The 15,388-nt window shown below is 39.0% G+C and carries 14 protein-coding genes; 3 read left to right on the forward strand and 11 right to left on the reverse strand.

Translation table 11 applies throughout. From position 1 onward, the window contains the following. Nucleotides 1-2: 2 nt before the first annotated feature. From J3U74_RS10290 to J3U74_RS10320, 7 genes are all read right to left on the reverse strand, one after another. Nucleotides 3-2,861, reverse strand: a complete 2,859-nt coding sequence (locus J3U74_RS10290; RefSeq protein ID WP_267328512.1) for a valine--tRNA ligase — start codon at nucleotides 2,859-2,861, stop codon at nucleotides 3-5. A gap of 198 nt (nucleotides 2,862-3,059) precedes the next feature. After that, nucleotides 3,060-3,908 carry a pantoate--beta-alanine ligase gene (panC, locus tag J3U74_RS10295; RefSeq protein WP_267328513.1) on the reverse strand — a complete coding sequence of 283 codons (849 nt, stop codon included), beginning with the start codon at nucleotides 3,906-3,908 and terminating at the stop codon, nucleotides 3,060-3,062. 4 nt (nucleotides 3,909-3,912) lie between these two features. Then, nucleotides 3,913-4,767: a 3-methyl-2-oxobutanoate hydroxymethyltransferase gene (gene panB, locus J3U74_RS10300; protein WP_267328514.1), complete on the reverse strand. Its 855-nt coding sequence runs from the start codon at nucleotides 4,765-4,767 to the stop codon at nucleotides 3,913-3,915. Nucleotides 4,768-4,769: 2 nt separating this feature from the next. Continuing rightward, nucleotides 4,770-5,609, reverse strand: a complete 840-nt coding sequence (locus J3U74_RS10305) for a Rossmann-like and DUF2520 domain-containing protein (protein ID WP_267328515.1) — start codon at nucleotides 5,607-5,609, stop codon at nucleotides 4,770-4,772. Between the two features lie 891 nt (nucleotides 5,610-6,500). Then, nucleotides 6,501-7,952 carry a hypothetical protein gene (locus tag J3U74_RS10310; protein WP_267328516.1) on the reverse strand — a complete coding sequence of 484 codons (1,452 nt, stop codon included), beginning with the start codon at nucleotides 7,950-7,952 and terminating at the stop codon, nucleotides 6,501-6,503. Nucleotides 7,953-8,244: 292 nt separating this feature from the next. Continuing rightward, entirely contained in the window at nucleotides 8,245-8,700 is a 456-nt protein-coding gene (locus J3U74_RS10315) for a DNA polymerase III subunit chi (protein WP_220219467.1), read from the reverse strand. A 17-nt stretch (nucleotides 8,701-8,717) separates the two neighbouring features. Further along, entirely contained in the window at nucleotides 8,718-10,241 is a 1,524-nt protein-coding gene (locus tag J3U74_RS10320; protein ID WP_416379805.1) for a leucyl aminopeptidase, read from the reverse strand. Between the two features lie 98 nt (nucleotides 10,242-10,339). Here J3U74_RS10320 and lptF point away from each other — a divergent pair, with 98 nt between their 5' ends. Both lptF and lptG read left to right on the forward strand, forming a co-directional pair. Then, nucleotides 10,340-11,443, forward strand: a complete 1,104-nt coding sequence (gene lptF, locus J3U74_RS10325) for an LPS export ABC transporter permease LptF (protein WP_267328518.1) — start codon at nucleotides 10,340-10,342, stop codon at nucleotides 11,441-11,443. Nucleotides 11,444-11,455: 12 nt separating this feature from the next. After that, entirely contained in the window at nucleotides 11,456-12,520 is a 1,065-nt protein-coding gene (gene lptG, locus J3U74_RS10330; RefSeq protein ID WP_220219464.1) for an LPS export ABC transporter permease LptG, read from the forward strand. Nucleotides 12,521-12,630: 110 nt separating this feature from the next. Here lptG and msrB read toward each other — a convergent pair whose 3' ends face one another. Genes msrB through msrA form a run of 3 tightly spaced genes read right to left on the reverse strand, consistent with a single transcriptional unit; the run spans nucleotide 12,631 to nucleotide 14,196 of the window. Further along, on the reverse strand, nucleotides 12,631-13,068 hold the full coding sequence (gene msrB / locus J3U74_RS10335; protein ID WP_220219463.1) for a peptide-methionine (R)-S-oxide reductase MsrB: 438 nt from the start codon (nucleotides 13,066-13,068) through the stop codon (nucleotides 12,631-12,633). Between the two features lie 58 nt (nucleotides 13,069-13,126). Continuing rightward, nucleotides 13,127-13,645, reverse strand: a complete 519-nt coding sequence (locus J3U74_RS10340) for a cytochrome b (protein WP_220219462.1) — start codon at nucleotides 13,643-13,645, stop codon at nucleotides 13,127-13,129. A 14-nt stretch (nucleotides 13,646-13,659) separates the two neighbouring features. Beyond that, nucleotides 13,660-14,196, reverse strand: coding sequence for a peptide-methionine (S)-S-oxide reductase MsrA (gene msrA, locus J3U74_RS10345; protein ID WP_267328519.1), 537 nt, complete (start codon nucleotides 14,194-14,196; stop codon nucleotides 13,660-13,662). A 156-nt stretch (nucleotides 14,197-14,352) separates the two neighbouring features. Here msrA and J3U74_RS10350 point away from each other — a divergent pair, with 156 nt between their 5' ends. Continuing rightward, the gene (locus J3U74_RS10350; RefSeq protein WP_220219460.1) at nucleotides 14,353-14,625 is read left to right on the forward strand and encodes a DksA/TraR family C4-type zinc finger protein; all 273 of its coding nucleotides are present in this window, start codon (nucleotides 14,353-14,355) and stop codon (nucleotides 14,623-14,625) included. A 69-nt stretch (nucleotides 14,626-14,694) separates the two neighbouring features. Here the strand turns inward: J3U74_RS10350 and J3U74_RS10355 are convergent, their stop codons facing one another. Next, complete coding sequence (locus J3U74_RS10355) at nucleotides 14,695-15,351, reverse strand: DUF421 domain-containing protein (protein ID WP_220219459.1); 657 nt, start codon at nucleotides 15,349-15,351, stop codon at nucleotides 14,695-14,697. Nucleotides 15,352-15,388: the final 37 nt, after the last annotated feature.

Below are 15,388 nucleotides of genomic sequence, written 5' to 3' on the forward strand. Positions count from 1 at the left end.
TGTTATAGGCTTTTAATCGCTTGGTATTGCTCTTGCAATTTAGCTTTATCATTAATATAGCCTTGTTGTTTTTCTTTCTCTTTCGCCACAACAGCCGCTGGCGCTTTATCGACAAAACTGCTATTGCTCAGTTTTCCGTCGATACGAGCAATTTCGTTATCGATGCGTGCCATCTCTTTTTCCAGTCGAGCTAATTCATCTTCTTTGTTAATTAACCCAGCCATTGGAATAAGTAGTTCAGCACCGTCAACTAACTTAGTGACTGATAATGGCCCGGTTTCACCTTCATCTAACAGCACAATTTCTGCTAATCTTGCCAGCGATTCAATAAAGGTTATATTATCACTGATAATACGATGAACAGCAGGTGAAGCTTGGCGAATCAATAATTGTAACGGTTTGCTCGGTGCAATATTCATTTCAGCTCGAATATTACGCACGGCAATCACCGCCTCTTTGATCCAGTTAATATCGGCAACAGCTTGATCGTCAATATGTTTACTATCAAAAGTCGGCATCGGTTGTAACATAATAGTATCAGCCTTGATACGCATTAGTGGTTTAACACTTTGCCAAATTGCTTCAGTAATAAATGGAATAATTGGATGTGCTAAGCGTAACAATGCTTCCAGTACCGTCACTAAAGTATGACGAGCAGCACGCTGTTCAGATTGTTCACCATTTGCCAGTACTGATTTGGTTAACTCTAAATACCAGTCACAGAACTGATTCCAAGTAAATTCATATAAAATATTAGCGGCTAAATCAAATCGATAAGTATCGAACGCTTCTCGATAGGTTTTCACGGTATGATTAAATTCAGCTAATATCCATTTATCGGCTAAAGAATAGGCTAAATCACCACCGGTAAAACCACAATCGTGATCTTGCGTGTTCATAAGGACATAACGGCTGGCATTCCAAAGTTTATTACAGAAGTTGCGGTAACCTTCCAAACGTTTGAGATCCCAATTGATATCACGTCCGGTTGAGGCTAGTGCCGCTAAGGTGAAGCGTAATGCATCAGTACCGTGCGCTTCAATGCCGTTAGGGAACTGTTTTTCAGTACGTTTGGCAATTTTTTCCGCCAGTTGTGGTTGCATCATATTGCCGGTACGTTTTTCCAGTAAATCAGCAAGTGAGATGCCGTCAATCATGTCTAAAGGATCGATAACATTCCCTTTAGATTTCGACATTTTTTGCCCTTCTTCATCACGAATTAAGCCTGTAACATAGACTGTTTTAAACGGAATCTGCGGCTTACCGTCTTTATCTTTGATAAAGTGCATGGTCATCATAATCATTCTAGCGACCCAGAAGAAGATGATATCAAAACCGGTTACCAGTACATTGGTTGGGTGGAAAGTTGCCAAATCATCGGTATTTTCCGGCCAACCTAATGTAGAGAAAGTCCAAAGTGCAGATGAGAACCAGGTATCAAGCACATCTTCATCTTGTGATAATACCACATCATCAGCGATATTATTTTCCCGACGGACTTCGGCTTCGTCTCGCCCAACATAGACATTGCCTTGCGCATCATACCATGCCGGAATACGGTGACCCCACCATAATTGGCGTGAAATACACCAATCTTGAATATCATTCATCCACGAGAAGTACATGTTCTCGTACTGTTTTGGCACAAATTGGATATCGCCATTTTTAACGGCATCAATAGCAGGCTCGGCCAATACTTTCGCTCGCACATACCATTGGTCAGTTAACATTGGCTCAATCACCACGCCGCCACGATCGCCATACGGTATGGTTAAATCATGTGGTTCAATCTTTTCTAAAATGCCTTGCGCTTCACAGGCGGCAACAACCGCTTTACGGGCAGCAAATCGTTCTAAATTTTGCAATTCAGTCGGAATATCTCCCCCATAAACATCACTCGGTTCGCCGTTTGTGTCAAACACTTCGGCTTGTGAGCGGATCTCACCGTCAAAGGTGAAGATGTTGATCATCGGTAATTGATGACGGCGACCCACTTCGTAATCATTAAAGTCATGTGCCGGAGTAATTTTTACGCAACCGGTGCCTTTTGTCATGTCGGCATGTTCATCACCAATAATCGGAATACGACGATTAACCAAAGGTAAAATAACAAATTTGCCGATCAGATCTTGATAGCGAGGATCAGCCGGATTGACCGCTACCCCGGTATCACCTAATAATGTTTCCGGACGCGTTGTGGCGACAACTAAATAATCTTTACCGTCAGCCGTTTTGGCGCCGTCAGCAAGTGGATAACGTAAATGCCACATTGAGCCTTTTACTTCACGATTTTCAACTTCTAAATCAGAAATCGCGGTGCGTAATTTTGGATCCCAGTTGACCAAACGTTTACCACGGTAGATCAAATCTTCCTGATAAAGTCTAACAAATACCTCTTTTACCGCATTTGATAGCCCTTCGTCCATAGTGAAGCGCTCACGATCCCAATCCACCGAATCGCCTAAACGACGCATCTGTTTGGTAATGCTACCGCCTGATTGCGCTTTCCACTCCCAGATTTTTTCGATAAACATTTCACGACCATAATCGTGACGGGTTTTGCCCTCTTCGGCAGCAATTTTACGTTCAACCACCATTTGCGTTGCAATACCGGCATGGTCGGTACCCGATTGCCATAACGTATTGTTACCTTGCATACGATGATAACGTATTAATGCATCCATAATGGTTTGTTGGAATGCGTGCCCCATGTGTAAACTTCCGGTCACATTCGGCGGTGGGATAGCGATGCAGTAGCTTGGCTGTGATTTGTCGCCATTAGGCTTAAAATAGCCACTTTGTTCCCAATGTTGATAAATTGGTTGTTCGATTTCTTGTGGATTATAAGTTGTATTTTTCATAATAAATGCATAAATCCTGATTCAAGGCATAAAAATGCTATCTATTCTACAGTAAAATAGCCAAACAATAAATTGGCTAAGTGAGAAACTCGTTGATTAAATCTCTTGTCAATCTCGCTTTTATTGGAATGATTGGCATTAAAAAACCGCTGTGTCATAAGCGGCCTTTTATACAGTTAAATTTCGATATGTTAAAAGCTAACTGGGTTGATAGATAAAATTATCAATTAATCGTGTTTTACCAATATAAACGGCAAGTGCACATAAGCTATCTTGCTTAAGGGAATCAATTGCATTGAATGATGCCATATCGACAAATTCGATATAATCAATTTTAGCAAGCGGCTCAGCGCTAATTATTGCTTGCATAGCACCGGCAATGATATCAACCGATCTTTCACCTTGTGCAATCATTTCGCCAGCGCATTGAATGGCTCGATAAAGGCAAGTTGCCGCTTCTCTTTCAGTTGCGGATAAATAGCTATTGCGTGAACTTTTTGCCAGTCCGTCTGCTTCTCGCACAATCGGGCAACCAATAATTTCAATATCGACGTTAAGATCGCAAACCATTCGTTTAATCACAGCAAGCTGCTGAGCATCTTTTTGTCCAAAATAGGCTCGATCCGGTTGGGTGATGTTAAATAATTTAGTGACCACCGTGCAGACACCCTTAAAATGTCCCGGTCGCTTTTTACCACATAACGCTTCTGTTAGCCCATTAACATCGACATAACTGTTAAAGTGAGCCTCGTACATTTCGCTGGCTGTTGGGCAAAAGATAAGATCGACTCCCATTTGCTTGCAGGCAATTTTATCTCGCTCAAGATCACGAGGATAACTTGCCAAATCCTCGTTAGGGGCAAACTGGATGGGATTAACAAAAATGGTCACAATCACTTTTTGATTCTGCTCTTTGGCCGCCGCCATTAAACTTTGGTGCCCTTCATGCAAAAAGCCCATAGTGGGAACTAAACCAATACTTGCGCCGGACTGTCGCCAAGCTTTAACTTGCTGGCGAACTTGATCAATTGAGGTCACAACTTTCACGGTATTATCCTTGATGACTGATGAAAAATTCAGATTTAATTTTTGCCATTACATCGCTATCGATAGCAAATTCATGATTTGCAGACGGAAACTGTTGCTGCTTCACTTCTTCGCAATAATCTTTAAAAGCCTGCTTCATTTGCTCGCCAATTGGCGCAAATGATTTTACAAATTTAGACGATACACCTTCATACATCGACAACATATCTTGATAGACTAAAACCTGACCGTCACAACCAACACCGGCACCAATGCCAATAGTTGGAATGCTAACCAGTTCAGATATCAGTTTTGCCAACTCCGCCGGCACACATTCGAGTAAAATAGCCGCCGCACCTGCTTGCTCAACCGCCAATGCATCAAGCACTATCTTTTTAGCGTCGTTATAGTCTTTGCCTTGAACTTTATATCCGCCTAATGCCAGTACCGATTGTGGCATCAAGCCAATATGCGCAATGACCGGAATCGATGCTTGTGTAATCAATTGAATATGTTCACAAAACGCCTGCCCGCCTTCAAGCTTGACCGCTTGTGCTTGACCTTCTTGGATTAAACGACCGGCATTATACACCGCATCATAGGCCGAAGTATGGTAGGACATAAAAGGCAGATCAGTCACAACAAAAGCCGTTTTAGCCGCTCTGGCAACCGCTTTGGAGTGGTGAATCATATCTTCCATTGTCACCGATACGGTACTTTGGTAACCCAGCATCACCATTCCCAATGAGTCACCAACCAATAAACAGTCAACGCCACTCTCATCCATTAATCTAGCGGTGGTGTAATCATAGGCGGTTAACATCGTGATTTTTTCTTGATTCAGTTTTCGTTGTTGTAGGGTGAGTATTGTGTTTTTCAAAGTTACAGCTCCAGTTCTAATTGTTTGTAGTCCCTGTTTGGATGTTTTTTTCGACTGATATTAAGCAATATGGTCGATAGTTGCTGGTAAATAGGCTTTAGTTCATCGGGCATGGCCATTATATGTTGTTTAATTGTTTCAACATCGCCACGTTCAACCGGCCCGGTCAACGCATCAATGATACCCGCCCGGCAAGCATTATTGGCATTGCCTAAAAATAGTGGATGCCACGCCTGTTCACTAAACTCTTGATCCAATCCACACTGCTCGTTGAGCAGATCAACACCAATTTGCACCAAAGCCAAAACTTGATTGCTTAGCATGACACAAGCGGCATGGTAAAGCGGCTTTTTAATGGCAGGCAAAATGGCGATAGGGTTGGGGAGTTTTGCAAAAAATTCAGTTAAGGTTGGAATGATATCGGCATTGGCTTCCAGCGTGAAAGACACATTAACCATATCAGAAAAACAATCAAAGCGGTCGTAAATTGCATAGAGTGGATGTAATGAAAAAGCGAAAGGATGAACAATTTTATTTTGGCTAAAGATATGAGACGTTAACAGCCCGCTACAATGGCCAAGCCATTTATTGCCAATTGGCAGTTGACACAAATCATACCAAACTTCGGCAATTTGACTATCTGAGACGGTGACCAACAAACAATCACACTTAGCAACTAACTCAGCTAGCGTTAAAAATGCATGACTTTGGGTAAATTCGCTTGCTTGTTTTGCATGCTCATAAGAGCGGCTATAAAATCCTGCGACTTCGATTCCACAAGAACTAAAATACTTCCCTAAGGTGCAACCAACCTTCCCAGCACCAATAAAACCAACGATCATAACAGATACAAATAGTTAAAAATTAACGCATTATAGCGTAATTTGCTGTTTATTCAATTGAATTAGTTTTATATAAACAATATCACAGCATATCAAAGGCTAGCGTTTAAAAAGTGATAAAGGTGTTTGTCAAGAAGTTTCAGAAAATATATACGTTTCAGTATAAAACAGTGTTGATTATAGTAAATCTATTAAAAATTTATCTGATTACCTTACATTAATGGCAACAAATTTTCGTCAAAAACTTTCAGAAAATGCATACGTTTTAGTATAAAACTGTTTTAATTACTGTAAATGTCTAAAAAAACCTATCTCACTACCCTATAGAAACGGCAGCGGATTCTTGCCAAGAAGTTTCAGAAAACATATACGTTTTAGTATAAAACGGTGTTGATTATAATAAATCTATTAAAAATCTATCTGATTACCCTACATTAATGACAACAAATTCTTGTCAAAAACTTTCAGAAAATGCATATGTTTAAGTAGAAAACTCTTTGAATTATAGTAAATCTATTAAAAATCTAGCTTACTACCTTACATAAACGACAACATATTCTTGTCAAAAACTTTCAGAAAACACATACGTTTAAGTATAAAACTGATTTTTAATTGTGCTTAGAATTCGACTGTTATTTTACAAAATTAAAAATACAACTTTACGCCTTAATAAAGTTTGCATAATTAGGTAGTCAAACATGCTAAAAGCGATGGCGGGATAAGCGTTGGTATATAAACTTTTTACAAAAAGCAAAGCGGAAGAAATACAAATTCAATAAGGCTGAGTTTGTGGGAAGATTAATGGTTATACCAAGAAAATAGACTGTTAAATTATCTATAAAAAAACCTTATAACAAAAATTGCTATAAGGTTTTTTCTCAACAACGATAATTACCAAGCCACACAACTGCTTAAGAAATTACCATAATCATCGTTTCTGAAACCAACAACGCCGGTTCCTGATTCAACTACGTAATGATTTTCGGGACTATGGACGGTCGCAGCCCAATAATAAGCGTCACCATAATCACTATCATAAACTATCCAATCACTATCCGGATAATATTCCCTGGTTACCTTACCCCATTCAGAGAATAAACCACCCATCCATTCGGTAGTCGCACTGTTTCGGTAGCTAATCTTCCTACGGTAAATTTCACCAACCCCTGGTACACCTTCTTCCCAGTTAATTTGGTTACCGGATGAGTCGACGGTACGATTAGAGTTTGTAAAATCCCATACTGCCGGTAGATTGTATGTACCGCTTAAGGTGTTACAACGATCAGAACTTTCAGCCCAATTTCTGGAAGGACCATCCGGGAAGGCGATCATCCAGCGCTGGATAAAAAATGAATAAAATGCATTAGTTTTGTTGCGATCGGCGTACAATTTGAAAACTGAAGGTACAAATTTACCGCCATTGGTTGCAGCTGAAGGGCCTTTTAAGGTCACTCGCAATTTTCCGTTATGCTCACTTAAGACTAAATGTACCCCTGTTCCGCCAAGAGATGAAACGTTAGTACCGTTGATATCAATAACTTCAGCAACACTTAAGCCGGCAAGTTTAAGGTCGAAAAATAAGTTGTTAGATCCAATCGTAGGAAAATTGTTTCCCGGATTATTGGTATCATTCATCGTAAAGCCCTTACCTCTAACCCAAGTGTTATCTACATCACCTTCATTGTTAAGATTCGGTTGTGCATAACAAAATTTAACCACAGAAGGGACTTTAGGGTACATATAATAAGCGTGTTGTTCGCCGATAAAAGAACTTTGGTTAGGAATACCATATTGTGTGCTGATCGTGCCATTGTCAGAAGATACCAATAACTTCAAAGGTGCATCACAAGGCTCTAATACAGCATTTTCATTATTTTTAACAAAATTTGTAAGATCGTTACCGTCACCGTCAGTCCAGTTTACCTGTAAATCGCCGGTTATTACCGGGTTATAATCGCCGTCATCATCACCCCAAAAATTGGCATTAAGGATGACATCTTGAATAGGTAGTCGAGGGTAATTCGCGTTTTGTGAAGGCAATGTGACGATAGTTTTTATATCGGAGAACTTGACATTTTCGTTATCAAATTTTATCGGATTTGCTGCCGTTGAGGTATCAGAATGGGCAGTGATTTCTTCGCCATTTGGTAATGTGATTGACAACAAAGGGGATAGATACTCCGTTTTGGTTTGTCCATTATCAAATGTTACATAAGGGGCGTAACCTTCGATACTTCGTAAAGTAGATATCGAGATTGACGTAGCTGGATTGGATAAAGCAAGCAAGCCTAAAGTTAAGAGTAATGTCTTTTTCTTATGAAGAAGACAATTGCATTTCAACATATTTTAGTCCTTTTTAGTTATAATTTATTATTATTTGTTATTATTGATTTTTTTTATTGTTTTTTGATCTTTCCTGACCTTTTCGGCAAGTATAAATTAAACATATTCGTTAATCAATAAGTTATACCTATCGTAATAGTCAGGAAAAATTGATCTAAGGTATCTTTCGAACAAAATCTGGAGGATTTGGATTTAACGCAACAGTGATGAAGAGATACTACATAAATATTGCGGGTATAATCGTCTCAACTACTCGAATTCCTAAACTTTTTTACCGATATACTTAGCAATACTAGCTAATTAAGATCGGAATAGTTTTAAGATTAAAACCTGCTTGTTTATAGGTTTTATACCTTTCCCGGGCTAACACTTTCAAGTGTTCATCTACCGGCACAAAGTCAATCACATCTCGGTATACGCCGGAAAATTCCGGGAACTGCTCTTGCAGATTGATCAGTATCTGCCGACTACCGCTACTACGTCTTTGCGGCCAACAAATTTCAACCGGTGAACCGCCTCTCATGCCTTCACCGGCTAAATTGTGCGGCACAAAATGTTGCGTATCTTGTTGCCACAGGTATTCATCTATGCGTTCAGCTTGCGCTTGATCTTGACAGGCTACCAGTATCCGTTGCTTTGTTTGCCAAGCTTCGGTAATTTTTTGACAAGCCAATTTTTCATGAAACAAAACACCCGCCTCATCCGCCGGTGCCTTGTTTTCTAAGAGATAAAATATGACTTTTTTCATAAACCCCTAACTTTATATTATTGCGCTAATAGATATTCGATTAACATCGCCACCGGTCTACCGGTTGCACCTTTGTTGGCGCCTGACTGCCAAGCAGTACCGGCGATATCTAAGTGTGCCCATTGATATTTTTCGGTAAAGCGAGATAAAAAACAAGCAGCCGTTATTGTGCCACCATCACGCCCACCGGCATTAACTATATCGGCGCAAGTGGAGTTTATCTGATCTTGAAAATCATCGTCAATAGGTAACGCCCATGCTTTATCGCCTGCGCTGTTTGATGCGGTTATTAATTGTTCAACTAATTTATCATTATTGCCCATTACGCCGGTATAGTGATGACCTAAAGCCACAATACAAGCGCCAGTTAAGGTGGCAATATCAATAACCGTTTTAGGTTGATAACGATCAACGTAGGTTAAGGCATCGCATAACACTAAACGGCCTTCCGCATCGGTATTGATAACTTCAACGGTGATGCCGGACATCGTGGTTAAGATATCACCCGGTCGATAAGCATTGCCGTCCGGCATGTTTTCGCATCCTGCCATAATACCAACCACATTTATCGGTAAGTTTAATTGAGCAACAGCCTGCATAACTCCATAAACGGTTGCCGCACCACACATGTCATATTTCATCTCATCCATACCGGCTGACGGTTTAATCGAAATGCCGCCCGAATCAAAAGTTAAACCTTTACCGACTAAGACATAAGGCTGTGCTTTTTTATCTTTGGCGCCATGATACTCAATAACAGTCATGATTGATTCGTTTTGTGAACCACGCCCTACCGCTAAATAAGCATTCATATTTAATTTAGCCAGTTCTTTTTCACCTAAACAAGTGACTTTTAACGAAGCATGCTGCTTTCCGAGTTTTTTACCTTGTTCTGCTAAGTAGCTAGCATTACAAACATTAGACGGCATATTGGCAATCGTTTTAGTTGCACAAGTAGCTTGCGCAATAATGTTACCTTGTGATAAGGCTTCGTTTGCCTGTTTAACCAGTTTTTTATCGCCACAAAGTAAGGTGATTTTGGTTAAACTTGCTAATGGTGATTTTTTTGATTTGTAGTCATCAAAGCGATAAGTTAATTGAGCAACAATTTGGGGTAACTGTTTAGCGATCTGTAATGTGATTGATGAATTAATGTTTAAGATATCCCAGCTGATCTCTTTTACTTTTTTCGCTAATAATTCTTTAACCGCTGCTTGAATTACTTTTTTCGATTGCTTTAAATCAAACGCTTTTAATTTGCCACAACCGACAAAAAGCAGTTTTTGTTTTAATTGAGTTGAGCAGGAATATAAAAAGGTTGTGTGCCCTATTTCGCCACTAATTTCACCTGACTTAATCATTTGGCTAATTAAGCCGTTGGTTGCAAGGTCTAATTCTTTTACTGAATCTATTTGATTTTTATCTAGAAATATTGGCAGCACTAAACATTCGGATTTTTGTTTTGTGATAGTTGCGCTGTTTTTTATTTGAAATTCCATTAGCTTTCTCTTTAGTGTTTGATTTAAAGTGAATGATAACATTTTATCGGTTCATAAAGCGATAGCAACAAAAAGATAACGAAACCTTGCAAATCAGATTATAATAGCCAAATTTGGTTGAACTAGTAGATAGGTAAAATGTGATTATTCGTCGATATTTAGTAAGAGAAACATTGAAAACGCAAGGTGCAATACTATTTATATTATTGCTGATCTTTTTTTCTCAAAAATTAATCAGAATTTTATCCAGCGCCATTGATGGAAATATTCCACGTGAGTTAATCATGCCTTTATTAGTGTTAGGCATTTCCAATATGGCTGATCTTATTTTACCGCTTAGCCTGTTTCTCGGTGTGCTTGTGACTTTCGGCCGATTATATGCAGATAGTGAAATGGTTGCAATGCACGCTTGTGGCGTAAAAAAATCGATCAACTATCAAGTTGTGTTCTTTCTTTGCATTTTAACGTGTGGCTTAACTGCCCTCAATAGTCTGTGCTTTGGTCCTTGGTCGAGTTCAAAGCAAGATCAGTTAGTTGAAAATGCGAAAATTAATCCTAGTTTAGCCGGTTTGTTAGCCGGTCAATTCCAGCAAACCCCGGACGGTAATTCTGTTATCTATATTGGTAATGTGAACAATAATAATTTAGACAATGTCTTTATTGCGCAAATTAATCCTAAAAACAATCAACGTCCGTCAATTATTATTGCCAATAAAGGTAAAACCGGGCAAGATGAGCAAGGCAATCAAATTATTACCCTGCAAGATGCTAATCGCTATGAAGGCACCGCTCAATTAAAAGATTTTCGTATTTCAAACTTCCATAACTATTTAGGCATCATCAAACCTAAAGAGTTAGATATGAATAATGAGGATGAAAAGATCGACGTGCAACAGTTGAGTATGACTGAACTGTATCACAGCAATACCGCGAAAGCTAACGCTGAGTTTTATTGGCGATTAACCCTTATTATTTCTGTACCGCTTATGGCCTTCATGGTGATTCCGTTAAGTGTCTCAAGTCCACGGCAAGGGCGATTGGCGCAAATATTGCCGGCATTGTTGCTCTATTTAATCTATTTTCTTTTAGCCAGTTCATTTAAAGCGAACGCCGGCAAAGAACGGCTCGATCCGGCATTTTGGTTTTATGTTATCAATTTAGGCTATCTGGTTATTGCCTTAATTTTGAATTGTTGGGATAACTTATTTATGCGTAAACTTCGTTTAAAATATATTGCATCGTAAAGGAGAAAAGGGATGTTTTCGATTTTAGATCGCTATATTGGTAAAACTATAATAAGTACAATCGGACTTTGCCTGTTTTTATTAATCAGCCTATCGGGCATTATCCGTTTTATCGATCAGCTTAGAAAAATTAAAGTTGATTATGATGCTTTTTCTGTCGGTATGTATACATTGTTAATGGTGCCTAAAGATTTGGAAATATTTTTCCCAATGGCGGCACTGTTAGGCGCGTTAATCGGCTTAGGTATTTTGGCGTCCCGTAGTGAACTTATCGTTATGGAAACATCGGGATTTAGTCGTTTTAAAATTGCTTTGGCGGTAATGAAAACCGCACTACCCTTAGTTATTTTAACCATGGCTATCGGTGAATGGGTCGCACCCATTAGCGAACAAACCGCACGCAATATGCGTTCAGAAAAGCTTTATGGCAATTCGTTAATGGCTGAACAAGGCAGTTTATGGGCTAAAGACGGTAATGATTATGTGTATATCGGTCATGTTAATAATGACAGTTCGATAGCCAATATTGATATCTATTCAGTGGGTAACAATAAATTGCTCTCGATAACCCATGCGGTTAGCGGTGTGTTTAAAGACGGTGTTTGGACGTTAAATCAACTTGAAAAGAATGATTTAACTAATCCAAATCAGATCACCAATGTCAATATGCTCTCAATGGAGTGGAAAACCAATATTACGCCCGATAAATTGAGCATTGTGGCTTTCGATCCCGATTCTTTGTCGGCTTCCGGTCTTTATCAATATTCCCAATATTTAAAAAGCTCCGGTCAAGACACCAAATATTATGATCTGCTGTTTTGGAAAAAGATGATTAAACCTGTTTCTGTAGCCGTTATGATGCTATTGGCTTTATCGTTTATATTTGGTCCTTTACGTAGTGTATCTATGGGGATTAGGGTGATTATTGGGATTAGTTTTGGATTTTTGTTCTATATTGCCGACAATCTTTTTGCGCAAATTAGTATTGTTTGGGGTGTCTATCCGGTGGTTGGCTCGCTTCTAACCAGTTTGATCTTCCTGATAATCAGTTACATCTTATTTAAGCGAAAAAACTAAGTTAAATTTTACTATTGGAAGAATTTAAGGTTAGTTTGCTTATTACTCTAATTTTGGTATTTCCCCCTCCTATCACCCAATGAGAGCATGATAGGAGGCGGGTTGGCTAGCTATTTAAATAGATGCAGATATTCGCCATAACCTTTTGCTTCTAACTCATCTTTCGGAATAAACCGCAACGCAGCAGAGTTAATGCAATAGCGTAAACCACCTAACGTTTTCGGACCGTCGTTAAAGACATGCCCCAGATGCGAATCGGCTTGCTGTGATCTCACCTCTATGCGGCGCATACCGTAGCTGTTATCCTCTTTTTCGATGATACTGTCATTGTTGATTGGCTTAGCAAAACTTGGCCAACCACAGCCAGAATCAAATTTATCTGTCGAGGTAAACAGTGGTTCACCCGATACCACATCAACGTAAAGCCCTTCTTGATGATTGTCATTAAACTCGTTTTCAAATGGCGGCTCTGTCCCATTTTGTTGAGTGACATGATATTGCATAGGACTTAGCGCTGAAACGGCTTTTTCTTTCAATAATTTATTCATAACCCACCTATCTTACGCAACTTAATTAATATGAATTAACTTAGGATCGTTAATCGCCCTATAACATCGATTGCAAAGCTTTATCTTTAACCCAAAAATAGTGATATAAAGCCCCGGCAATGTGTAACATCACTAATATGGCTAACAAATACGATCCCACTATATGAACAGAGTGAAAAAATCCATATAACCCATTGGGCATAGGTATAGCCGGTATTGAGATGAGGCCAAACACATTCAAAGCACGGCTACTCATAAGATACCCGGATAAGGGTAATATAAATAATAGAATATAAAGAAATCCCTGAGTTGATTTGGCTAAAATGCGTTGTAATTTCTTATTTTTAGGTAAGACATCCGGCACGCCGTCTTTACTAATGACAATCACACGCCATACGGTAAATAGGAAAACCACGACCCCTAGCGATTTATGCCATAAATAGATATTAGCCATACCACCTAAAATAGGTGACAATGTCACTTTGAAGATTAATAACGCAACGACAATGACCACCAGTAACGCTGATAACCAATGGATCGTTTTTTGTTTACTGCTATATTGTGGATATTTCTGCATTGTTTTTTTCACTCTCATCTATTTTTATCAGCCCAATTTTTCGAGATAAAGGGTGCTCGACCCGATAACTGGTAATAACGATTATAATGTTCCGGTCGCTTTTTATAGTAATCTTGATGATATTCTTCTGCCGGATAGAATGCAACAGCCGGTTCGATTGCGACATTGATTGGTTGGGAAAAACGTTTGCTGGCAATTAATTTTTGTTTAGACTCTAAAGCCAGTTTATGTTGTGAAGGTGTATGATAAAAGATAACCGGGCGATAAGAGTCACCCCGATCAGCAAACTGCCCATTGGCATCGGTTGGGTCAATTTGTTGCCAAAATATATCAAGCAAGGCTTGATAAGTGATTTTGTTCGGATCAAATGTGATTTCTACCGCTTCAGTATGGCCGGTTGTTCCCTGACAAACTTGCTCATAAGTCGGATTAGGCACATGCCCGCCGGTATAACCAGAGACAACACTTATTACCCCCTCATATTTGTCAAACGGCTTAACCATACACCAAAAACAGCCGCCGGCAAATGTTGCTTTTTCATATTTTTGCATAAAGACCTCCGATAAAATAACCCATACCTTTTGAAATTAACGTTATCAGACTACTTTTATCATTCTAACTTTTCTTTTAAGCAATAATCCTCACTTGAAATTGTATAGATTATCACCATATTGATATTCAATATTCCTACACGGGAGGATTTGAATATGGCTAGTGGTTGGGCATCTGATGATGCTGTAAATCAACAAATTGAAGGTACCATTGCTGATGCTATCGAAAATGTTAGACGTCATTTAAACCAAAATACAAAGAGTGCCGATTTTTGTATTGAATGTGGTGAGCCTATTCCCGAAGCACGCAAACAAGCGCTACCGGGTGTTCAATATTGCTTATCTTGTCAGCAAGAAATCGATAAACAAATTAGCAAAACCGCTACATTATATAATCGACGTGGCAGTAAAGATAGCCAATTGCGTTAGTATTAATGGATAGCAAGGTGGTTAACAATCAAAATCACCTTGCTACTTCATCTTATTGTACCAGTGATGTTATTTATTCGCCTCGCCATTACGCACTGAATCGTATGGATAAATCAGAAATTTGTTATCAAACCATTCCGCACAAAAGATGTCTTCAATCTTATCATAACCCTGTTTTTTGATTTCACTTTTCACCCAATCTTCAGATTTTTTTAGCTGTTCCAGATTATCATGACTGATTCCACCATTTTCGATAATCAATACCGCAATATCTTTTTCACCTTTCTTGATAATGGTTAATGAGCCATTTAATTCATACCAAACTTGTTTTAGCTGATCAAAAGAGGAGATACCTTGAATATTGACTAATGTCTCAAAGTCTCTGACCGGTAAATTAGCTTTGATAAAGTTATCACTCAATAGATTGCCGTTTTTCACCAATTGAATTGGCTCACCGTCAATGGCATCACGCAAACGGGAATTTTTTGATTTAATAAAGCGAATCAATATTAATAATCCCGCCCAAATGGCAACTAATCCAGCCGATTCCCATGCAGAAACTGTTGGACTTAATAACGCTCCCCCGACTAACGCACCGATAACCATGCTACCGACCTGATCTAACTGAGACATTGGCGCTATTTGGCTTTTTCCGGATAATTTGACATAGATAAGTAATATTATTAAAGCTAACAAAAATTTTGGCGCCATTGATAATAAATACATGTCCTACCTCCAAGCTAAGATTTTATTATTCATTCCC

Source organism: Gilliamella sp. B3892, assembly GCF_026536305.1.
In the GTDB taxonomy this organism is placed as follows: Bacteria; Pseudomonadota; Gammaproteobacteria; order Enterobacterales; family Orbaceae; genus Gilliamella.

Bases quoted from the DNA above. Each gene is read 5' to 3' on its own strand.
- J3U74_RS10290 (WP_267328512.1), bottom strand. From the start codon at position 2,861: ATGAAAAATACAACTTATAATCCACAAGAAATCGAACAACCAATTTAT.
- J3U74_RS10305 (WP_267328515.1), bottom strand. From the start codon at position 5,609: ATGATCGTTGGTTTTATTGGTGCTGGGAAGGTTGGTTGCACCTTAGGG.
- J3U74_RS10310 (WP_267328516.1), bottom strand. From the start codon at position 7,952: ATGTTGAAATGCAATTGTCTTCTTCATAAGAAAAAGACATTACTCTTA.
- J3U74_RS10315 (WP_220219467.1), bottom strand. From the start codon at position 8,700: ATGAAAAAAGTCATATTTTATCTCTTAGAAAACAAGGCACCGGCGGAT.
- J3U74_RS10320 (WP_416379805.1), bottom strand. From the start codon at position 10,241: ATGTTATCATTCACTTTAAATCAAACACTAAAGAGAAAGCTAATGGAA.
- lptG (WP_220219464.1), top strand. From the start codon at position 11,456: ATGTTTTCGATTTTAGATCGCTATATTGGTAAAACTATAATAAGTACA.
- msrB (WP_220219463.1), bottom strand. From the start codon at position 13,068: ATGAATAAATTATTGAAAGAAAAAGCCGTTTCAGCGCTAAGTCCTATG.
- J3U74_RS10340 (WP_220219462.1), bottom strand. From the start codon at position 13,645: ATGCAGAAATATCCACAATATAGCAGTAAACAAAAAACGATCCATTGG.
- msrA (WP_267328519.1), bottom strand. From the start codon at position 14,196: ATGCAAAAATATGAAAAAGCAACATTTGCCGGCGGCTGTTTTTGGTGT.
- J3U74_RS10350 (WP_220219460.1), top strand. From the start codon at position 14,353: ATGGCTAGTGGTTGGGCATCTGATGATGCTGTAAATCAACAAATTGAA.
- J3U74_RS10355 (WP_220219459.1), bottom strand. From the start codon at position 15,351: ATGTATTTATTATCAATGGCGCCAAAATTTTTGTTAGCTTTAATAATA.